General features: G+C 68.2%; 21 protein-coding genes, 1 pseudogene and 1 CRISPR repeat array. Of the genes and pseudogenes, 10 read left to right on the top strand and 12 right to left on the bottom strand.

The window, feature by feature from the left end; genetic code table 11:
- Nucleotides 1-94 precede the first annotated feature (94 nt).
- Nucleotides 95-672: a CRISPR direct-repeat array (repeat unit 28 nt; unit sequence CTGCTCCCCGCGCACGCGGGGGTGATCC).
- A 150-nt stretch (nucleotides 673-822) separates the two neighbouring features.
- A complete protein-coding gene (locus B0E53_RS40140) occupies nucleotides 823-1,110 on the top strand; it encodes a transposase (RefSeq protein ID WP_107077000.1) in 288 nt (95 codons plus the stop codon).
- 16 nt (nucleotides 1,111-1,126) lie between these two features.
- Nucleotides 1,127-1,510, top strand: coding sequence for a transposase (locus B0E53_RS40135; RefSeq protein ID WP_281492873.1), 384 nt, complete (start codon nucleotides 1,127-1,129; stop codon nucleotides 1,508-1,510).
- A 213-nt stretch (nucleotides 1,511-1,723) separates the two neighbouring features.
- On the opposite strand, the gene B0E53_RS17195 is transcribed toward B0E53_RS40135, so the two are convergent.
- Together B0E53_RS17195 and B0E53_RS17190 are read right to left on the bottom strand one after the other, a co-directional pair.
- Entirely contained in the window at nucleotides 1,724-2,407 is a 684-nt protein-coding gene (locus tag B0E53_RS17195) for a hypothetical protein (protein WP_107077002.1), read from the bottom strand.
- A gap of 192 nt (nucleotides 2,408-2,599) precedes the next feature.
- A complete protein-coding gene (locus B0E53_RS17190; RefSeq protein WP_107076998.1) occupies nucleotides 2,600-4,819 on the bottom strand; it encodes an ATP-dependent RecD-like DNA helicase in 2,220 nt (739 codons plus the stop codon).
- Between the two features lie 365 nt (nucleotides 4,820-5,184).
- On the opposite strand from B0E53_RS17190, the gene B0E53_RS17185 reads away from it, so the two are divergent.
- Entirely contained in the window at nucleotides 5,185-5,961 is a 777-nt protein-coding gene (locus B0E53_RS17185) for a phage holin family protein (protein ID WP_168215354.1), read from the top strand.
- A gap of 245 nt (nucleotides 5,962-6,206) precedes the next feature.
- On the opposite strand, the gene B0E53_RS17180 is transcribed toward B0E53_RS17185, so the two are convergent.
- The 3 genes from B0E53_RS17180 to B0E53_RS17170 form a co-directional block, all read right to left on the bottom strand.
- Complete coding sequence (locus B0E53_RS17180) at nucleotides 6,207-6,506, bottom strand: DUF6342 family protein (RefSeq protein ID WP_107076996.1); 300 nt, start codon at nucleotides 6,504-6,506, stop codon at nucleotides 6,207-6,209.
- A gap of 152 nt (nucleotides 6,507-6,658) precedes the next feature.
- Nucleotides 6,659-7,117 carry a hypothetical protein gene (locus tag B0E53_RS17175; protein WP_210406099.1) on the bottom strand — a complete coding sequence of 153 codons (459 nt, stop codon included), beginning with the start codon at nucleotides 7,115-7,117 and terminating at the stop codon, nucleotides 6,659-6,661.
- Between the two features lie 220 nt (nucleotides 7,118-7,337).
- Nucleotides 7,338-7,667, bottom strand: a complete 330-nt coding sequence (locus tag B0E53_RS17170) for a tyrosine-type recombinase/integrase (protein ID WP_168215353.1) — start codon at nucleotides 7,665-7,667, stop codon at nucleotides 7,338-7,340.
- A gap of 352 nt (nucleotides 7,668-8,019) precedes the next feature.
- Between B0E53_RS17170 and B0E53_RS17165 the strand changes: the two genes are divergently transcribed.
- The 4 genes from B0E53_RS17165 to B0E53_RS17155 all read left to right on the top strand — a co-directional run bounded on the left by B0E53_RS17165 (nucleotide 8,020) and on the right by B0E53_RS17155 (nucleotide 11,782).
- Nucleotides 8,020-9,168, top strand: a complete 1,149-nt coding sequence (locus tag B0E53_RS17165; protein ID WP_107076995.1) for a YcaO-like family protein — start codon at nucleotides 8,020-8,022, stop codon at nucleotides 9,166-9,168.
- 33 nt (nucleotides 9,169-9,201) lie between these two features.
- On the top strand, nucleotides 9,202-10,620 hold the full coding sequence (locus B0E53_RS17160) for a TfuA-like protein (RefSeq protein WP_168215351.1): 1,419 nt from the start codon (nucleotides 9,202-9,204) through the stop codon (nucleotides 10,618-10,620).
- 135 nt (nucleotides 10,621-10,755) lie between these two features.
- Nucleotides 10,756-10,893: a hypothetical protein gene (locus B0E53_RS37640; RefSeq protein ID WP_168215350.1), complete on the top strand. Its 138-nt coding sequence runs from the start codon at nucleotides 10,756-10,758 to the stop codon at nucleotides 10,891-10,893.
- Between the two features lie 235 nt (nucleotides 10,894-11,128).
- The gene (locus tag B0E53_RS17155; RefSeq protein WP_168215349.1) at nucleotides 11,129-11,782 is read left to right on the top strand and encodes a class I SAM-dependent methyltransferase; all 654 of its coding nucleotides are present in this window, start codon (nucleotides 11,129-11,131) and stop codon (nucleotides 11,780-11,782) included.
- A 132-nt stretch (nucleotides 11,783-11,914) separates the two neighbouring features.
- Here B0E53_RS17155 and B0E53_RS17150 read toward each other — a convergent pair whose 3' ends face one another.
- From B0E53_RS17150 to B0E53_RS17145, 3 genes are all read right to left on the bottom strand, one after another.
- Nucleotides 11,915-12,157 (bottom strand): hypothetical protein, encoded by a 243-nt coding sequence (locus tag B0E53_RS17150; protein ID WP_107076992.1) that lies wholly within the window; start codon nucleotides 12,155-12,157, stop codon nucleotides 11,915-11,917.
- A 15-nt stretch (nucleotides 12,158-12,172) separates the two neighbouring features.
- Complete coding sequence (locus B0E53_RS38685) at nucleotides 12,173-12,340, bottom strand: hypothetical protein (protein ID WP_210406098.1); 168 nt, start codon at nucleotides 12,338-12,340, stop codon at nucleotides 12,173-12,175.
- A gap of 500 nt (nucleotides 12,341-12,840) precedes the next feature.
- Complete coding sequence (locus tag B0E53_RS17145; RefSeq protein WP_107076991.1) at nucleotides 12,841-13,257, bottom strand: peptidase inhibitor family I36 protein; 417 nt, start codon at nucleotides 13,255-13,257, stop codon at nucleotides 12,841-12,843.
- 270 nt (nucleotides 13,258-13,527) lie between these two features.
- Between B0E53_RS17145 and B0E53_RS37630 the strand changes: the two genes are divergently transcribed.
- Together B0E53_RS37630 and B0E53_RS17135 are read left to right on the top strand one after the other, a co-directional pair.
- Entirely contained in the window at nucleotides 13,528-14,466 is a 939-nt protein-coding gene (locus B0E53_RS37630) for a transposase (protein ID WP_168215346.1), read from the top strand.
- Nucleotides 14,348-14,974 (top strand): DDE-type integrase/transposase/recombinase, encoded by a 627-nt coding sequence (locus B0E53_RS17135; protein WP_168215345.1) that lies wholly within the window; start codon nucleotides 14,348-14,350, stop codon nucleotides 14,972-14,974. The genes B0E53_RS37630 and B0E53_RS17135 overlap by 119 nt, the downstream gene beginning before the upstream one ends.
- Nucleotides 14,975-15,139: 165 nt before the next feature.
- Here the strand turns inward: B0E53_RS17135 and B0E53_RS37625 are convergent, their stop codons facing one another.
- The 3 genes from B0E53_RS37625 to B0E53_RS17125 form a co-directional block, all read right to left on the bottom strand.
- Nucleotides 15,140-15,289 (bottom strand): hypothetical protein, encoded by a 150-nt coding sequence (locus B0E53_RS37625; protein WP_168215344.1) that lies wholly within the window; start codon nucleotides 15,287-15,289, stop codon nucleotides 15,140-15,142.
- A gap of 451 nt (nucleotides 15,290-15,740) precedes the next feature.
- A complete protein-coding gene (locus B0E53_RS17130; RefSeq protein ID WP_146167688.1) occupies nucleotides 15,741-16,067 on the bottom strand; it encodes a TraR/DksA C4-type zinc finger protein in 327 nt (108 codons plus the stop codon).
- A gap of 153 nt (nucleotides 16,068-16,220) precedes the next feature.
- The gene (locus tag B0E53_RS17125) at nucleotides 16,221-17,483 is read right to left on the bottom strand and encodes an FAD-dependent oxidoreductase (protein WP_107076988.1); all 1,263 of its coding nucleotides are present in this window, start codon (nucleotides 17,481-17,483) and stop codon (nucleotides 16,221-16,223) included.
- Between the two features lie 132 nt (nucleotides 17,484-17,615).
- Here B0E53_RS17125 and B0E53_RS17120 point away from each other — a divergent pair, with 132 nt between their 5' ends.
- Nucleotides 17,616-19,172, top strand: coding sequence for a helix-turn-helix domain-containing protein (locus B0E53_RS17120; protein ID WP_107076987.1), 1,557 nt, complete (start codon nucleotides 17,616-17,618; stop codon nucleotides 19,170-19,172).
- A gap of 398 nt (nucleotides 19,173-19,570) precedes the next feature.
- Here B0E53_RS17120 and B0E53_RS17115 read toward each other — a convergent pair.
- Nucleotides 19,571-20,059 (bottom strand): annotated as a pseudogene (locus B0E53_RS17115) (amylo-alpha-1,6-glucosidase); the annotation flags it as partial.

Raw genomic sequence — 20,059 nt, 5'->3', positions numbered from 1 at the left:
CGTTGTACTTCTTCGGTGCGGGCATCGCTGGTGTTCCTCCCAGGTTTCGATGTCTCCATCAAACCCGGTGCGGAACATGGCACGACACCCGGATCTGCTCCCCGCGCACGCGGGGGTGATCCGGTGATTGGGTTGTTCGCGGCGTCGACGAGGTCCTGCTCCCCGCGCACGCGGGGGTGATCCCGGGGCCTTCACCCGGGTCGCGATCGACACGCTCTGCTCCCCGCGCACGCGGGGGTGATCCGATGAAGGCGAGCAGGCTGGCGATCGTCTTCCCCTGCTCCCCGCGCACGCGGGGGTGATCCCCGGGTCATCGGGGCGATCAACTCGGGTATCGGCTGCTCCCCGCGCACGCGGGGGTGATCCCCCGTTCCGGCCCCGCTCGTACGAGGACCCGACCTGCTCCCCGCGCACGCGGGGGTGATCCCTGTTGGACTACGTGCAGGCCGATGGTCTGCTTGCTGCTCCCCGCGCACGCGGGGGTGATCCGGTGAAGCGCGTCCAGCTCGGCCTTGGTCGCCTCTGCTCCCCGCGCACGCGGGGGTGATCCCGACTCCCGCTCCCGGGCGGTGACCTCGGTGGCCTGCTCCCCGCGCACGCGGGGGTGATCCCAGGGTCCCGGACGGGTTGACCGTCGCCGAGTACTGCTCCCCGCGCACGCGGGGGTGATCCGAACGCCGGGTTGATGGTCGCCGCCGACGCGGGCTGCAATGTCGGCGTCGGCGGTGACCGGGCTGCTGCGCATCGCCTGGCGCAGCGTGGTCGGCATCGTCAACCGCGTGGTCGACGCGGCCGAAGCCGGCCTCGACCGGCTGGCCGGGGCTGCGCCGCATCGGCATCGACGAGGTCGCCTACCGCAAGGGCCAGCGCTACCTCACCCTGGTCGTCGACCACGACACCGGCCGCCTCGTGTGGGCACGCGATGGCCGGGACAAGGCCACCATCGCCGCGTTCTTCGACGAGCTCGGCCCCGAGCGGTCGGCCGCGCTGACGCACGTGTCGGCCGACGCCGCGGGCTGGATCGGAGACGTCGTGGCCGAACGAGGGCCGCGGGCGGTGCGCTGCCTGGACCCGTACCACCCTGGTCGCCTGGGTCACCGACGCCCTTGACAAGGTACGCCGGGCCGTGTGGAACAGCGCCCGAGGAGGCAAAGGCGGGCGCACGCCGGCCTCCACGCAGCTCAAAGACGCCCAGTGGGCCATGTGGAAGAACCCGCAGAACCTGACCGACAAGCAGAAGCCCACCCTCGCCTCGATCCAGGCCACCAACAAGCCGCTGTACCGGACCTACCTGCTCAAAGAACAGTTCCGGCAGGTCATCGCCGTCAAGGGCGCCGACGGACGGCTGCTGCTGCAGGGCTGGCTGCGCTGCGCCAGCCGGTCCAAACTCGCCCCGTTCGTCAAACTCGCCCACGCGATCCGCCGCCACCTGCCCGCGATCCACAACATGCTCGACAGCGGCCTGCCCAACGCCCGGATCGAGGCAACAACGTCCACCTACGGGTGCTGACCCGCCAGGCCTACGGCTACCGCAGCGCCAAATCACTAATCACCATGGCCAACCTCCGCCGCGGCAATCTCTGCCCACCACTACCCGGACGATCATGAAACCTGACCCACGAGAAGGTTAGTAGAGCCTAAAAAGGAGCGTGGCGACCTCGCCAGTCTGCTTGCCGGGGTTGCCGCCGCTGCCCGCCAGCGCGCCCCGTTCCCAGGGAGGTCCTCAGGCACGCAGCCCCTCTCCAGTTGCGTTGATCGCCTTCTCGTACCACGCTGCGGTGTTCTCTTTCGAGCGAGTCCAGACCGCGACGCACTGCACCACCCGACGGTGCTGCAGGCAGCCGTAGCGGTGGGGGAACGGCGTGCCGTCAGGAAGTTTCATGGTGGCGGTCACCGCTCGGCCGGGTACGCCGGCCGCGGCCGGCTGGTCGGTAGCGGTGTGCCCGTCGGTTACCTGGCCCGCCTCTACGTCCCGGTCGCAGGTTTCCAACAGATCGAATAGTTGTCGTACGGCCTCGGCCGCCACTGGGTCGGTCGGGTAGACCACGGTCTCCTGGGTGACTTCAACGAACTCCTCGGGCGCGGTGCCGTCTGGAGTGCCGAAGACGTGCGTCACTGCGACGAGGCGTCGGTTCAGCAGGGGTAGCGGTCGGCCGCAGGCCACCCCGTCGGAGTCGAGCTTTTCGTCCTTGTAGGCGGGTTTTTCGGCCAGTCCGGCCAAGCGCTGGGTGGCGGCGTACCGGTCTCGCAGCTTCCGTGCGGCGCCGCCATCGGTGGGCGCGGGAGCGACCAGGGCCGTGGCGGACGGTGTCGGCGTCGATTCGCCCGTGGCGGGCGCCGGGTCGCAGGCGGGGGTTGGGGCGAGCACGGCGAGGAGAGCCACCGAAGCGGCGAGACGTCGGGCCATGGCGGCGAGCATAGGTGGCGGTCAACGTCCGCCTCTCGCCGCCTCAAGGCCAACGACGGCGCAGTCACGGTCGAATGGCGTCAGGAACACGTGCCGGTCGGCGGTGCCCAAGGCCGGCGGGGCGCTCGGCGTTCCGTCCCACAACTCTTGTGACCCCGGCCGGCCCTGCTCAACCGATCCCAGCGGCAGGTGTCACAGGCGGGTGAGTCGGTGGTCCAGGGCAGTGTGGCGGCGTCCGGCACTGACGGTGCGGATCGCGGCGGCGAGGGCTCGGCGGGAGCCGACGAGCACGACGAGTTGTTTGGCGCGGGTGACGGCGGTGTAGAGCAGGTTGCGTTGCAGCATCATCCAGGCGCTGGTGGTCAGGGGGATGACGACAGCGGGGTATTCGGAGCCTTGGGAGCGGTGGATGGTCATGGCGTAGGCGTGCGCCAGCTCGTCGAGTTCGTCGAAGTCGTAGTCGATGCTCTCGTCCTCGTCGGTGCGTACCGTCAGGGTCTGCTCCTCGGCGGACAGGGCGGTGACGATGCCGAGGGTGCCGTTGAAGACGCCGGCCTGGCCCTTGTCGTAGTTGTTGCGGATTTGGGTGACCTTGTCGCCGACCCGGAACACCCGCCCGCCCATTCGCCGCTCCGGCTGCCCCTCTCGGGACGGGGTGAGCCGCTGCTGCAGCAGGGTGTTCAACGCGCCTGCGCCGGCGGGGCCGCGGTGCATGGGGGTGAGGACCTGCACGTCGCGGCGCGGGTCGAGCCGGAACTTGGCGGGGATGCGGGTGCAGGCGACCTCGACGGTGAGGGCGGCGGTGGCGTCGGTGTCGTCGCAGGCGAACAGGAAGAAGTCCGGTAAGCCTTGGAGGAGGGGTGGGCGGCCGGCGTTGATGCGGTGGGCGTTGGTGACGACGCCGGACTGGGTGGCTTGGCGGAAGATCTGGGTCAGCCGCACCCGGGGGATGGTGGGGGCGGCGAGCAGGTCGCGGAGGACTTCGCCGGCGCCGACGGAGGGGAGTTGGTCGACGTCGCCGACGAGGAGCAGGTGCGCGCCGGGTGGGACGGCTTTGACGAGTTTGTTGGCGAGGATCAGGTCGAGCATGGAGGCTTCGTCGACGACGAGCAGGTCGACGTCGAGGGGGTTGTCGCGGTCGTAGGAGGCGTCCCCGCCGGGGCGCAGCTGCAGTAGTCGGTGCACGGTGGCGGCCGGGTGGCCGGTGAGCTCCGAGAGGCGTTTGGCGGCGCGGCCGGTCGGCGCGACGAGGGTGATCTTGGCTTTCTTCGCGGCGGCGAGTTCGACGATGGAGCGGACGGTGAAGCTTTTGCCGCAGCCTGGACCGCCGGTCAGCACCGCCACCTTCGAGGTCAGCGCGAGGCGGACCGCCTGCTCCTGCTCCGGGGCGAGGTCGTTGCCGGTGCGGGCCTTCAACCACGTGAGGGCCTTGCCCCAGTCGACGTTCGTGAAGTGGGGCAGCCGGTCGGCGGGGGTGTCGAGCAGCCGGTGTAGGGAGCTGGCGAGGGACTGCTCGGCGCGGTGGAACGGCACCAGATACACCGCCTGCACCGCCTCCCCGTCGGTGGCGGTCAGGGTCTCGCGGACGACGCCCTCGTCGGCGACCAGGTCGTCGAGGCAGCGGGCGACGAGGTCGGCGGGCACGTCGAGGATCTTCGTCGCGTCGGCGACCAGTTCCGGAGCGGGTAGGTAGCAGTGCCCGTTGTCGGTGGCTTCGGACAGCGTGTATTGCAGGCCGGCCATGACCCGCTGCGGGCTGTCGTGGGGGATACCGACGGAGCGGGCGATGGTGTCGGCGGTCTTGAAGCCGATGCCCCACACATCCGCGGCCAGCCGGTACGGCTCCTTGGTGACCACGTCGGTGGCCGCGTCGCCGTACTGCTTGTAGATCCGCACCGCCAGGGAGGTGGACACCCCGACGCCTTGCAGGAAGACCATCACCTCCTTGATGGCCTTCTGCTCCTCCCACGCCGCCGCAATCTTCGCCGTGCGTTTCGGGCCCAGGCCCGGCACCTCGACCAGGCGGGCGGGTTCCTCCTCGATGACCCGTAGGGTGTCCAGGCCGAAATGGGCGACGATCCGCTCGGCGAACACCGGCCCGATACCTTTCACGAGGCCGGAGCCGAGGTAACGCTGGATGCCCTGGATCGTGGCCGGCAGCACCGTGGTGTAGGAGTCGACCTCGAACTGCCGGCCGTAGCGCGGGTGCGATGACCACCGCCCGTGCAGGCGCAGCGTCTCACCAGGCTGCGCGCCGAGCAGCGCCCCGACCACGGTCAGCAGGTCCGTGCCGCGGTCGGTGGCCACGCGGGCGACGGTGTACCCGGTCTCCTCGTTGACGTATGTCAGCCGCTCCAGCACCGCGTCTAGTACGGCGAGCGGCGGGCGGGCTGGCGTGGTCACGCCTGACATCGTGCCGCTTGCCGCCGCGGCACGGGCAACCGCCCACCCGCTCGCCTGAAACCGCGCGAGACCCGCACGCTTCAGTGTCAGCCCCGCGGCGGTTGCCGGCGGGTGTCCCCACGTCCCGCGTACCGGTAGATCGGCGCAACGGTCTCGTCGTCCTCGCGTAGGTAATGATGCATAAAGGCCGGAACGGGGCAGAGCGCGTGACCCGACATAGATCCCTGTCTGCGGGAAGGGCACAGTCAGCGGCAAGGATCCGTCTCAGGTGTGGGGTGATGTCGGGCTTTAGAACGGCGCCGTGGCTGGCGACCGCCTGAATGGCTGATGCCCACTCACCGATCTTGACAGCTCCGATATGGCATGGTGACGAAATGCTGCCGGACGGGGACCGCGAGGCACGCCGCGGGCTGCTCGAGGCCGTCCGCGTCGGCCTGCGCGTGCTGCGCGACTACCGGCCGACGGTAGCGCGAGTCCGCGCGCTGCTGCGCAGCATGGCGACCTCGTTCGCGGTGCTGAGCGCGACGCTGTGGCTGCTGCCCGGGGTCACGGCCAGTGGGTTGGTCGCGATCCTGTGGCTGGTTGGCCTGGTCGCCGGGATCGGCGCGGTGCTGCGCCCGCTGCTCTTCGCGCTGGCCACCGGGCTCGGCGGACTTGGCGCTCTTGCCATCGGCGTGTGCGTGCAGGCTGTCGTCTTGTACGTCGCGTTGCGCCTCGACCCAGGTGCACAGGTGGCCGGGTTCGCCGACGCATTCGCCGCGGCGTGGCTCGCCGTAGCCCTCGCCGCAGTCATCAACTGGCTCGCCGACGCCGGAACCGATGACGCGTTCGTCAGCGAGCTGCTGTGGCTGATGACCCGAGTGCGGCGTCGGCCGGAGCGCCGCTGGCGACCGGTATGGCGGCGACGACCGCGCAAACGCGACGCGCAGGCAGCCGGCGGCTTACTCATCGTCCAGCTCGACGGCGTGTCGGCACCACTGTTGCAGTGGGCCATCCGTGCCGGCAACCTTCCCACGATCGGCCGGTGGCTGCGCTCGCGCAGCCACCGGTTGACCCGCTGGCATACCGGGCTTCCCGCCACCCACGCCCGCGGCGCAGGCGGGCCTGCTACACGGGGAGGTCCGCCGCGTGCCGGCCTACCGCTGGTATGAGAAGACCACAGCAGGCAGTAACGGCGGGCGCTCCACCGGCGGGCTCATGGTGACCACGCGGTTCCATCGGCGTAGCGCCACCACCATCGGCCCTCTGCTACCCGTCACCGTCATTTCACCGGTGGAACGGGTCCGCTCTCCAGGGCCAAGGTGGAGCACCCCATTTAGCTCGACAGACCTGCCTGGCACGGCACGGGAGCACCCGCCGACGCGAGCGCTCCCGTGGGGATCACGTCTGGGTGGTATCAGTACTGCAGATTCGTCTGCATCTCCGTGACGCGGCCGGCGATCTTTAGATTGCCGTCGGAATCCAGGATGGCGATGATCTTCTTCTGGTTTCCGTGGTGGGTAGTAAAGAAGATCTTGTCGGCCTCCTGGCTGGTGCTGTAGTTGGTGTTCACCGACAGTTCGATGCTGACCGGGGAGCTGATCAGCACGTCCTTCTTGGGTGAGTCCGGGTAGCACTGGTTCTGCCGCAGCTTGATTCGCCCATGGGTGTCGCCCTCATCCCAGTCTGAGGCCAATCCCAGATCCACATCTGGCATCGGGGTCTCCCTTCCCTTGATTCGCGAGAATTTCCCGCGCCAGGGGAAAGGCTATGGCACTTCTTGTCGACTATGCGTGTCGGCTATATTGCCAAGCCGATTAATAGTTCGATCACCGCTAGGTAAATGTGATGTGGATTAATACTCCAACGTCACTTGGCCTGTCTGCGCTGGTAGTGGGATTGTCGGGCTCGGGCTTGGGATGTTGGCCGCCAGATCGACCAGTGCAGGGTGTGGGCTGGCGGTAGCGATGCGACGAGGATGAAGGCGTTGAGGAGTCGGCGGATCTCGGCGACGGTCAACGCGATGATCTCCGGATCGGTGTCGGGTTGCTGTGTGGTGGCGGCGAGGATGGTCAGGACGGCCAGGGCGAGCATGGCCAGGGTGATGAACCGGTGCCAGCCGGTCCAGCCGAGGACCTGGTAGTGGTCCAGGCCGACCTGGCCTTTGCCGGTCTGGAACGGCTCCTCGATGCTCCAGCGGGAGCCGGCCAACCGGACCAGGGTGTCCAGTGGCACTGGACGAGGTGACCAGCACAAGTAGAAGGCCAGCTCGCCGGTGGTGCGGTTGCGGCGGATGAGCAGCCACCGGGGCGGGTGGTGGTGATCCACGCCCAGAGGTAGTCGCGGGGACCTTTCGCGCCGGGCCCGCAACTATGCGGTTGCCATTCGGCGGTGAGGATTCGCTCGGCGAGGTCGTCGACGCGGATCAGGGTGCGACCGTCGTTGACCGCCACGCATCGGTCGCAGCCGACGGCCAGGACGCAGCCGATCCCGGGGTGTTCCAGGTCAGCGCGTAGGCCGGGGTCGGCGCCGTAGAACTCGTCGCCGGTCACCCACCCGAACGGGACTCCGGCGCGGGTGCCGAAGGTGTGGCCAGGACGTGGCCGCCGGTGAAGTCGGCGGTGATGCCGGCTTCGTCGGCGATGGTGAGCAGGATGTCGTGGGCACCGCGGTCGGAGAGCCGGCCACCGCGCTGGTTGAGCAGCAGGGCGGGGCTGTCGGCGCCGGGCCAGGTGGGCCGTTCGTCGTTGATCCAGAGTTTCAGGTGTTCGTGCAGGCCGGTGTGTACGGGGATTTCCCGGTACTTGCGGTTCTTGCCGGCCCGGACGGTGATGATGCCTTTGCGGGCGGACAGTTGCAACGTCGTCGAGGTCCTCACCGTGTGGGTGATCTTGTGGTGAGAACTACCTACCGAGGGCCCACGCCCACTTCCAGCACCGTCCGACCTCGCCGCTTTCGCCCGTGTCGCACCAATCAACACTCTCGCGTCGCTGAGATCAGTTCAGTGCTCGACCAGGTCAGCGAAGTTCTCCAGAAGGCGCGACACAGGCCGACATCATTCCGTCACGATCACCCCAAGACCATCCCGCCGACATTGATCAACTTTTTGATCCCTGGTCGTACGTTCGTTAGCAACGCCCCTTGACGGATTCGCATCGCAGCCAATAGTCTTTGAACATCGGTCGTAAGGGTCCTTTTCGTTCTCGCATTGACTTAGGAAGAGAGGCCACTTGCTTGTCCCGGCTTCGCGAACAAAAAAGGTCATATTAGACGGAACTCATCGGACTCAGGCGCCCGAGGAGACCTGGGAATGGATTAAGCCGGTGTTACCCAGAGTGGGCATCACCAGGATTGCCGACGTAACCTGGCTGGATACCATCGGCATTTCAGTCTATCAGGCTATACGGCCCAACAGCTGGTCGCTGTCGGTTTCTCAGGGAAAAGGCGTCACTCCATTGCTCGCGCGAATCTCCGCAGTCATGGAGGGCATTGAGGTATGGCATGCGGAGCGCCCCGCATTGCCGTCCACGGAGGCCACTGTCGGGGAAATGCGTCCGGGGCTCGGTTATGACCCGGAGGAGCTGACCCTCGCCGAGCGGCACTTCCTGCACGACGACTGCCGCGTGACGTGGCTGCCGGCCCAGAGCGTGGACACCGGGACTCCCACCCAGGTGCCGGCGCAACTACTCGTCCTGGACGGACGGGTTTCCCGGACCTGGGAGCCACCCCTGTTCTACCCGAGCAGCAACGGCCTGGCCAGCGGGAACACACTCGACGAAGCGCTGCTGCACGGCATGTACGAGGTGATCGAGCGCGACGCGATCGTCCGGGCGGCGTTCGGCGGCGACGGGTCGCGGCCACAAAAGCTGGACCTGTCCACGGTCGATGCGCCGTCTGTCCGCACCACGCTGGAGCTGTTCGACGTCGCGGGTGTGAACGTCAGCGTGCGCCGGCTGCCGAGTCAGGTTGCCGTGCCGACCTTCGACGCGATTATCTGGGACGACGCCCTCCCCGTATCGTTTCGTGGGATCGGCTCGCATCTCGACGCCGCGGTCGCGCTTTCCCGGGCGCTGACGGAGGCGGCTCAATCGCGGACGACCGCCATAGCCGGATCGCGCGACGACCTTGGCAAGAAGCCTTACCGATCGACAGGCACGCCGCCGGCGGCGCAACGGTCATACGAGAGTGACCGGCTAGATTTCACCGCCGTGGAATCTGTGCGCATTTCTGACACCGCCGAAGAGGTGCGCGAGGTCACCGGTCGAATCCTGAATTCGACTGGTGCCCCGCCTGTCTACGTGAATCTCACCCGCGACGACATAGGTGTCCCCGTGGTGCTGGCGGTGTGCCCTGGAATGCGATACAAGGCACTTCACTGAACTGTCTCGAAAACGTTGAGAGACGAGGAAAGAGTGCAACGTATTCTTCATGTCGGGCCTACCCTGCCCGGCGCGGCCGATCTGTTGCGCGACACCGGTATAAAAGTGCTGCCGCCGGTCGCCGCCGGCGATCTGCTCCGGAGCGACCTGCGCGCCGGCGACGTCGTAGGCATTATCGACGGCTATTTTCACCAGGTCGGTGCTGTCCGGCACAAGGAGATTCTGCTACTGCTCGACCGCGGCGTTCGTGTCTTCGGCGCGTCGAGCATGGGCGCCCTGCGCGCCGTGGAGCTGCATCCCTTCGGGATGGTCGGGATCGGCGGGATATTCGCCGCATACCGGGACGGTGAGCTGGAGGCCGACGACGAGGTCTGCCTCCTGCACAGCCCGGCTGAGGAGGATTTCCGGCCGCTATCCGAGACGCTCGTGGCGATGAGGGCCACGCTCGCACTGGCGGTCGGGGACGGCGTGTGCGATCAAGCGGAGTGCGACGATCTGGTCAGTGCGTTGTCTCGGCGGCACTTCTCGGATCGGTCCTACGGCCTGCTTCCGTCGCTCGCCACCTCGATAGGGATGCCGGCGGCGCGGGCGGAGGAACTCATGCGGTTCTGCAGAAGCCACCGCCAGGATCCCAAGCGGGACGACGCCTGGGCCCTGATCAAGGTTATGACCGGGATGCCGGAGCGTGACACCACCGCTCCGGTGCTGCCGGAGCGCTGCGCACGGACGAGTTACCTGCACGTCTGGGAGATCGCCGCGGCCGGCCGTGCGGCGGGCGACCCGGGCGCGCGTACGGCCGATATCAACCGGCTGCGAGTCATGCAGCTTATGGGGGAGGACTATCCCCGCCGCTACGAAGAGCTCGTGCTGGAGAGGATCGAGGCAGAATGTCGTGCACAGTGCGGCGATCGAGGAGCCGAGCCGGCCGGCGACACCACGGAGACCGCGCTGCGGCACGGTGCGCACCGGGGCTTCTATCGATGGCCCGGGCGCGCCGCCAAGCTGCCGTTCCTCAAGGAGTGGACTACCGCGGGGGAGAGATCCCGGCTGTCCGTCCGGGAACAGCTCGTCAGGTTCCTGGTGCGTAGCTATCGCTGGGGCCCGGGAGTGCTGCCGGACGAGGCGGCGCTGGCCTGGGCTCGGACGCAGCCCGCCTGGGCGAACGCCGGAGACCTCAACGACCGGGCCTGGGAGATCAACGACAGGATCACCGCACAGCGGGACGGTCTCAGCATCGCAGCGATCAACGACGATCTTGTGCTCGACATGGTGGCCACATGCTGGGAGGCCACGCGCGAGGACTTGCCTCTGGCGGCCCTGGACCGCGGTCTCGGCGCCGTCGACAGCGTGATCGCGGCGGCCAAGCCGTACTACCTCTTCTTCCGGTATGGCGACGGCACTTCCCTTCGGTCCGACGATGGCACTCACGGCGCGCACCTGTCGCACAGGTGACGCCTCCGGCACTGGTCACCCGGCTGGTGCCGGGAACCAGCCGCCACGGGTTCTACCGAAAACGGCACCACGCAGTAACCACATAACAGTTGGCCCCGGAATCGGACGGCGGCCGCCGCTACGAAAGGAAGATCCATGATCAAGACGACTGGTACGCCCTCGGACGCCGAACTCGACGAGATCTTTTCCGGTGACAGGCGCGCCGAGGAGATCGCCAAGTACTACGTGACCAACGAGGTGAGCGCCTCGGTCGAGGACCTCATCGACGGCTAAGTCCGGCTCATCCGAGTCCGGTCCGACAACCGAGCCGAGGTGCGGGCACTGACCATCATGGCGGCCCGCTGGTGCCAGGGCGCGACTGAGCGCGTCCTGGCACCTCCACTCCGGCTTGAGAGAGGTTGCCATGACAACGACGACAACGACGGTTGCGCCCGCCGGCGGTGACGCCATCGGGGCGGCGGTCCAGGCGTGTCACCGCGCAGGGTCCTATGCCGGGATCGCCCATGCGGTGCTCGAGCGCGACGACGGGATGCTGACCGTCAACGACGCCGCGATCTACCTGTCTGAGGACACCACCTGGCCCGAGGTCGAGCGGCGTGCCCCGCTGGCGGCTACCGGAATGGTCCTCGACCTCGGTTGCGGAGCCGGGCGGCATGCGCGGGCGCTGATGCGGCGGGGACTCGAGGTCCGCGGCGTCGACAACTCGCCCGGTATGGTCGCCGTGGCCCATTCCCTCGGCGTTGATGTCGAACTCGCCGATCTGGGCGCGCTCCCCGCCGAGCTGGGCACCTTTGACACCTTCCTGTTGCTGGGCGGCAACCTCGGTCTGTTGGGCAGCCGCGCCGCGGGTCGTCACATCCTCTCCTCGCTGACCCGGCTGGCACGGTCCGGCGCCCGGATAATCGGGGCCGGAGTAAACCCGTACCGCCTCACCCACGCCGCCCACCAGCGGTACGGCGAAGGCAACGTCGCCGCCGGCCGGATGTTTGGTCAGCACCGGATGCGGGTCCGCTTCGAGGATGTCAGCAGCGACTGGTTCGACTTGCTCATGCTCTCCCCGCAGGAGCTGGGCGGACTGGCCGAGGGCACCGGCTGGACGCTCGGCGACCTCGACGAGGACGACACGTTTCCGATGTACACGGCCACCCTCCGACTGGGCTGACCAACGTAAGCGGCGGTTGTCAAGCTCGGCTGGTGAGGGTGGTTGACCAGGGGTTTGGCGTTGTCGGCTTGGTTGGGCTTGAGTGTTTCACGCTGGTCGGCATGCGGGTCGAGCCGGCCGGCGTGACGCCGGTCAGGAGGGGGCGATGTCAGCGACAAGCCTGCGGAGGCTGGCGCTGATCTTCTCCCAGTTGGCGACGGCCGAGCTGATCCCGGTCAGGTTCTGGAGCGGGTAGCCCTGGATGGCCGCTAGCCTCGTCCGGATCTGCGCGGTCGGTAGATCGACAGTGACCTTCGCCCAGTTCTCGATCAGTGGCGAGTGCAGCAAGTTGCTCGCGGTGCCAAGCTGCTGCAAGAACGCCGGATTGTTCAGCAAGCCCTGGTACGGCTGCTACCCGACGCGGGCAGTGTCGTACGGCGGCCACCCGTCCCGTCCCTGTCGCGGCTCCTTGAGCGGATCCTCGCCGTCCGGCTGCTGATCGTCCTGCCGGTCGTCGTCCGTCACCTTGTCGGCCATTCGCATCCTCGCCTCTGCGTCGGCGGCCATGATCTCACCCACTCGACTATCCGCCGGATCGCCAAGAACGACCTGCCGCACCTGGTTCGGTGGATGCCGTCGCTCAAGGAGTCCATCGACCAGATCACGATGACTGGCCGGCCTTCGCCTTCCACATCATTCAGCCGGAGGCCGGTGGCGTGGTGCTGAAAACGCTCGCCCTGTCCGCGGATTGGCCGTACTGGACGGCGCAGCAGGCCCGCCGAGCGGATCTGCTGTGTGCGCCGAGTGTGACTACGACCTACGCCAGCGATACAACATCCCCCGGCCGGAGAGGCCGAAAAGAGTCCGCCTGGTGTGCGGGCGGTGTGGCCACCCGGGTGGGGCTCGCCTCCGGTGGGCCGGAGCGTCCGTAGTTACAAAGCGTTGGCTCTTCACTGGAAGCTGCGGCCGTCCGGCACGCCCGCTTGCTCGCTTCGCCACCTCATCGGGCCCTCCTGCCGGCGTGGCAGGAGGGCCCGATGCGCGTTCTGTGCTTCGGTATAGCAACTCGGCGTTAGCGATCAGAGGAACTTGTGTGATGCGTTGTTGTCGTAGACATTGTTGAAGTTTCGCCACGTGCCGGCCGCCACGTCGTCATACGTGCCACCGTAATAGCTGTTGTAGTAGACGCGGACAGTCCTGGAACTACGGTTCCAGGCCGACCGAGCGTTGTTCTTGATGCACTGACCCTGCCCTGACCCGGCGGACTTGAAGTCGTAGCAGGTGGGTTGCGTTGTGCCGTAGTTGTCAACCGAGGCCGTGAAGTCCGAGAGCGATCCCCCGAGGTTGTCCAGGTAGTAGAAGCAGATTTCTCCCCCTTCACACACCCCATTGCGGGGCGTTGCCGCCGAGGCCGTTGTCGGGCTGACCGCCACGAGCATCGCCGCTCCCGCTACGGCCATCGCCGAGTGAGCGAGGATTCTCTTGAGTGTGGCCATGCTCTTGCCTCCCGATGGTTGCGTGGTTCCATGAGCTTTTTCGCAAGCCGCGATAGAACCATTAACCCCCTTATTTGAGTACGCTTGATGAACTAGCTTGTGACACTTGCCTCGACCGAGACATAGAAGCGAACCGCAGGACAATGTGCGCCTGCGCGTGAGGCCCGGCGGGGCTGCCTTACCTCGACGCCGAGGCCCTCTTGGTCAGGATGGTGTGAGACACCGCGTGTGAGTGCGGGGTGCTGACCGAGGGCGGGATCGGAGATCCTGGTGTACGTGTCGACATCTTCTGCGGACCAGCCCGTGCCGGGTGGGTCTGATCCGGCGCCGCGGCCGTCGCGGCGGGCGTTCAGTCCGGAGTTCAAGCTGCGGATCCTCGCCGAGTATGAGAATGCCCCGCATGGGGAGAAAGCGGCGGTGTTGCGGCGGGAAGGCTTGTATTCGTCGCATCTGATCGAGTGGGCGAGAGCCCGCGATGCCGGCGCTCTGACCGGCAGTGGCAGCGACGATTCATCCTCGGGATCGCGGCGGCCGGTTCGGAAGACGGCTGAGCAGATCGAGTTGGGGAAGCTGCGCCGGCAGAACGAGAAACTGCAGGCTGATCTGAAGAAGACCCGGATGGCGTTGGACATCATGGGAAAGCACACGCGCTCTTGGAAGAATCTCCGAGAGCGCGGACAACGATCCGCCGCCGAGCAGATCCTGACCACGGCGTTGACCGACCTGCGATCGGCGGGGATAGCGGTGCAACGCGGCTGTGAGTTGACGGGGCCGTCACGGGCGACCCACTACCGCCGCCGCAGCGGGCTGGGGCCGGTGCACGGGCCGTGGCTGCCGCGGACCCGGCCGCCGTCGGCGCTGTCGGACACCGAACGGGTCCGCATCCTTGACGTGCTGAACAGTACGGCGTATGCCGATTTGGCGATTCCGCAGGTCTGGGCTCGGGAACTCGACGAGGGGCCGGTACTGGTGCTTCCTGTCGACGATGTATCGCATCGCCCGCACGACCGGGCAGGTCCGCAAACGACGCCGGCAGGCCACCCACCCGCCGCGGGTGCGTCCCAAACTGGTCGCGACCGGCCCGTCGCAGGTGTGGTCGTGGGACATCACCGCGTTCAAAGGACCGGTCAAAGGCGTCTGGTATCGCTGCTACGTGGTCATCGACATCTACTCCCGTTACGTGACCGGGTGGCTCGTCGCGGCCGGTGAAGACGCTGTCGTGGCCCGCGATTTCCTCGCCGACGCGGTCTGGCGCAACGGGATCGAGCCGCACACTCTGCACGCCGATCGCGGTGGTGTCATGGTGTCCAGACCGGTGTCCGAGATGCTGGTGAGCCTCGGCGTGCTCCGCTCGCATTCACGACCGCGGACGTCGAACGACAATCCGTACTCCGAAGCGCAGTTCAAGACGATGAAATACGTGCCCGACTTCCCCGACCGGTTCGGCTCCCTCGCCGACGACAACCTGTCTCAGGTTGACTTGACAACTACCGTAGCGCCGCCACTGAAACTACGCCCCGGCGCACCACCGGCACGTCAGAGGGCGTGGGAAGCAGAACGTAAACAGCAGTCATCACAACGGATTTCCGTCGAGCACGCCATCGCCGAACTGAAGTGGTGGCGACAACTTCAACGCTTCACCGGCCGCCGTGAACTGTTGCCCGAGACCATCGACGCCGTCGCCGGGCTGGTGTCCGACCGCATGATCACCTGGTAGCCGAAGTCCCATCACCGCAGCTCACCGCCCTACCCATTGCGCACGAGGTCGTAAGTTCCGCTTCAACGTCTGAATCCAGCCGGTGGGTGGGTGCGATCCTCCGAGTTCGGCTTCAGGTGCCCGGGCGGAGCCACCCCCATCGGCACCCCACCGCTGGCAGGCGGCTTACACCCGCCTGCGGACCCACAAAACGATCGCGGTCGCGACAAACAGGATCGCCCCCACCACGAAGAGCCAGAACAGGCCCTTGGCCACAAGCCCGACGATCACCAGGACCAGCCAGATGAGTAACAGGGCGACGAGCAGCGCGATCATGGCGCCGCATACCCGTGTGCGGCCCACGCAAACGTCGTTGCCATAACAGCGTGAGGTGGGTGACTATCTGGGTGACGACGGGTACGAGCGGTGGTGGACGTCCACGGACTCTGGTGGAAGGTTGCCCCACCTAGATGCCCGTTGTGATGCAGGTCAGCGAGCCTGACCTGCTTCCAACCGTGGCTGGTGACTCAAGCCGGCTGCCTCGACAACCACGTCTGGTGGAGCATCGTCGCTCACGTCGCCGAACCCACCGGCCCAAGGACGTCCGCGACATGGACCCCGACCTCGGCGCCCGCACCGTCGAGCAGTCATCAGCTTGGCGGGCGTCGCTGAGCGGCGATGGGGGGTGCAGAACGGCTGGTGGCACCCGTTGCTGAGTAGGTACTGCTCGGCATACTGCTGGCCCAGCATGTTGCCGTGCCCATTACCAGGAAGCCCGCGCTCTGAGCTACGAGCCCGACAGGTGGGGAGCCTCCAGCTGGCAGGTGGTGCAGAACTGGGCCGCCGGCCGGATCGCCAGCTGCTCGATCGGGATGTCGCAGTGGCACCTCTCGCAGGTTCCGTACCGGCCCTGTTCCAGATAGTGCAGCGCCCGGGCGATGTCGCCCAGGGCCCGTCGCGATGCCGCGGTCAGCGCGGACGCGGCGGCCAGGTCGCCCTCGTCACCGGGTGCCTGGCGGGCCTGCCGGGCCAGCAGCGCGAGCTGGGTGCTGTGCCGCTCGTACTGCTCCTCCAGGATGATCCGCAGCATACCCAGCTCGTCCTGCCTGCTCACGACGTACACCTCGGAGTCCTTCCAATTTGCGAAAAAGAGCGGGCGGAGCGCTGTCGCGCTCCGCCCGCTCGTGCCGGTCAGGCGAATGTATCGGGACGACCATGGGGTGACCGGGTCCGGCGATCGCGAGCGACCCGCCGGACCGACCAGGGCTCAGCGCAGCGGGTCGAAGGGGTGCAGCTCCGCGGGCTGCCGGCCCGTGGTGATCTGCTCGGCGAGCAGCTTGCCGGTCAGCGGACCGAGGGTGATGCCCCACATGCCGTGGCCGCCGGCGGCGAAGACCCGCGGCGACCGGGTGCGGCCGATCAGCGGCAGCCCGTCTGGGGTGCAGGGGCGCGAACCCACCCACTCGTCGGCGCGGGCGTCCAGGTCGGCGCCGCGCAGCAGCGGTCGGGCGGCCTCGGCGATGGCCAGGACACGGCGGCGGTCCAGGGGCGCCTCGGCGTTGCGGAACTCCATCATCCCCGCGACGCGCAGCCGGTCACCCAGCGGGGTGCACGCGACGCGCTGCGCCGGGAAGTACACCGGACCGGCCGGGACGTGCTCGAGCTGGATGCTGAAGCTGTAGCCGCGGCCGGCCTGCACGACGGTCCGGACCCCGAAGCGCTGGGCGAGGTCACCGAGCCAGGTGCCGGTCGCCAGCACCACCGCGTCGTAGCGCTCGTCCGCGCCGGCCGAGGTCACCAGGCGGACCCCGGCTCCCTCGTCGTGAACGGTCACCACCTCCGCCCCGATCTCCAGCGCGGCACCGCGCGCCCGGACGGACTCGGCGAGTGCGTGCACGTACTCCCCGGGGTTGATGAACCGCTGGCCGTGGAGCCGGATCGCGGCGCCGATGCCGTCCGACAGAGAAGGCTCGACCTCGCGTGCCTCCGCCCCGGTCAGGACGTCGAATTCGATCTCCTGGCCGGCGGAGTGGATGTGCGCCAGCTCATCGAGCAGGACCGCCCGTTCGGCCTCGGTCCGGTACGCCGCGAGGAACGACTTCGCCTCGTGCGTCGTCGCGTCGACCCCGCCGGCCGTCAGCGCGTCGAACGCCTCGAACGCGCGGCGGTTCATCGGGATGTACGCCTGCATTGCGGTCCGCCACTTAGCCGCGGTGCTGTGCCGGGTGAAGCCCGCCAGGAACCGCAGGAGCCGAGCGTCGGCGCGCGGCGGCACGTAGACCGGCGACGACGGGCTCAGGACGGCGCGCAGGCCGTAGCGGAGCACCGCCGGTTCCGGCAGGGGAGTGGTGATGCCGGGGGTGAGCCAGCCCGCGTTGCCCCAGGAGGCGCCGGCCGCCACACCCGTGCGGTCGAGCACGGCGACTTGGATCCCCCGCTCCTGCAGGAACCAGGCGGTGGCCAGCCCGACCATCCCCGCACCGATGACGGCGACGCGCTGAGGGCTGGGCGCGGACTCGGTGGCAGACATCCGTTGTCTCCTTCGCGGCAACTGAGATCGGCCCCATCCTGTCTCCACTGCGGCGGAACGTCATTGTTCCGCCGGGCCAATGCTCGTCCGTACGATTGGTCGAAACGAACAATGCCGAGGCACAATTCGGTCATGATCACCGTGGCTGGCATCGTCGACGCCGTCGGCGCCGCGCTGCTCAAGGTCGTCGTCGCCGCCGGAGCGGCGGAGGTCCGCGACGTGACCCTCGCCGAACTCGACGAAGCGCCGACCGGTCAGAGCGGCGACCTCGTCCTCGGCGCGGGCATCGCCACCCCTGATCAGGCCCATGCCGTGATCGAGCGCTGCGCGGCGGCTGCGGCGGCCGGCCTCGTCCTCAAGCCGCCGCTCGCCTCGCACCCCGACGTGACCTCGTCCGCCGCCGATCGCGACCTGACCTTGGTCGAGTTGCAGAGCCACGGGTCGTGGACCCAGCTCGTCTGGCTGCTCCGGGGCGTGATCGACCGGGCCGTCGCGCCCGGCTCGCTGGAGACCGGGGAAACCGGGGTGTACGACGAGCTGTTCGCGCTCGCCGACGCGACCGCCGCCATCGTCGACGCGCCGGTGACGATCGAGGACGCCCAGTACCGGGTGATCGCCTACTCGTCGCGTCAAGATCGCACCGACCCCGCGCGGGTTTCGACCATCGTCGGACGGCGGGTTCCCGGTGATGTGATCGCACATTTCCGTTCCCGTGGCGTTTTCCGCAAACTGGCGAAGGGTAGGCAGCTGGTCTTCGTACCGCAGGGCCCGGACGGGACGCTTCCCCGGCTGGTGATCCCGATCCGCGCCGGAGGTGAGCTGCTCGGCTCGATCTGGGCCGTCGTGGACGGTCCGGTGCCGGACGAGCGCCTGCGCGATCTCCAAGGCACGGCGTCCGTGCTGGCGCTGCACCTGCTCCGCCTCCGGGTGCAGGCGGACGTCGCCCGCCGGGTGTCCGCCGAGCGCCTGAAGGCCGCCCTGCGTGCCCCCGCCCCGATGAGCCGCGAGGAACTCGGCCTGCCCCAGGGGCCGTGGCGGGTCGTCGCGCTCGGCGCGCACGGGGGGACCGGGGAGATCGTCGACAACCTGGCCCTCTGGGAGTCGATCACCCGTCGGCACGGTTGGCGCCAGCCGCTGATCGCCGATGTCGGAGACGTCCTGCTCGCCGTCGTGGTCGACCGGGGCGAGCTGCCCGGCTCCTGGCTCTGGATGGAGCGGCTGATCCGCGACATCGCCGTGCACGACCCGGGGCTGGGCGCCGGGTCCGGCGGCGTCGCCGCCGAGCTGACCGACCTGCCCCGATCACGCGCCGAGGCGGCGGAACTGCTCGCGCTGCGCGGCTCGGCCCGGCAGCACGGTTCCGTGCTGCGGTTCGAGGACGTCTGGGCCGACGTGGTGGTGCACCGCGTGGTCACCGCCGTACCGCAGCCCGACCTGCTGGTCGGCGGGCCGCTGCCCACCCTCGTCGCCCACGACCGCAGGCACGGCACCGACTACGTCGCAACGGTCGCCGCTTGGCTCGAGCAGCAGGGTAACCCAAACAAGGCGGCCCGGCAGTTGCACGTGCACCCCAACACGCTCCGGCACCGCATGCGCCGCCTCGCCGAGATCGCCCACATCGACCTGGAGTCGTCGCGTACCCGGCTGGCGCTGCAGATCCAGCTCGCGGCGCTGCGACCAGGGTCCTGACGGGTTCCGCGGGCGGTGCCTTGTCGGCTCGGCTCCCACTTGGCGGCGTCGTGGAGGTCCTGTATCCGCGGGTCGCGGCGATCGACGTGCAAAAGAAGCAGATACGGTGGCGGTCCGGGTCCCGCGCGAGGTGCCGCCGGTCTCGCGGGCCGAGATCGGGGAGCCTGTTGGGAGCCGACACTGGACGGAGCCGAGGGCTTTGACCTGCGGTGATGTGGTCGAGCGGTGCGGTGTGACCTCCCAGAGAAGACCGACGGGGCCGCGCTGGACAGCCGTGCATGTCCTGCGGGACGCAACCCGGTTTGCGGGGCCGACTTGTCGTGGCGACCTGTGCAGGAGGCTGATCGACCAGCCTCTTGGTGCAGCGCTCGCTCTCCTTCGGGGGCGAGCCCGTGCGGTCAGCGTCGCTCCGGGTGGGCGCGTCCGAGGGCCCCCGCCCTGCCCCACCGCCCGGGGATGTCGAGCAGTTCGATCCGGCCCATGCCCGCGGGCACAGCCGGTCTGGCCACCAGGTGCTCGCCGCGTGGCTCCATGCCGAGCATGGTCCGCAGCAGCAACAGGGGAGTTCCGGTGGACCACGCCTGTGGGCTGCACGCCGTGGGGTACAGCACGGGATATCTGGTCAGCGTCCGCTCGTATCCGCCGAACGCCTCGGGGAGCCGCCCGTCGAAGTGTTCCGCGGCGTCGATGATTCCCTCGGCGATGCGGCCGGCTTCCTGGTGGAATCCGTAGCGGCGTAGCCCCCAGGCGATGAAGGAGTTGTCGAACGGCCACACGGTGCCGACGTGGTAGCCGATCGGGTTGTAGCGTCCCTCCCCCTGCGCGAGGGTGCGTACGCCCCAGCCGGAAAAGAGGCGGGGGCCGAGCAGGTGTTCGGCGATCTTCGG

Origin of the sequence: Micromonospora sp. MH33 (genome assembly GCF_003013775.1) — a bacterium.
GTDB classification, from domain to species: Bacteria; Actinomycetota; Actinomycetes; order Mycobacteriales; family Micromonosporaceae; genus Micromonospora; species Micromonospora fulviviridis.
The sequence above is the reverse complement of the archived record's forward strand: the minus strand, read 5'-3'. Positions and strand labels throughout refer to the sequence as shown.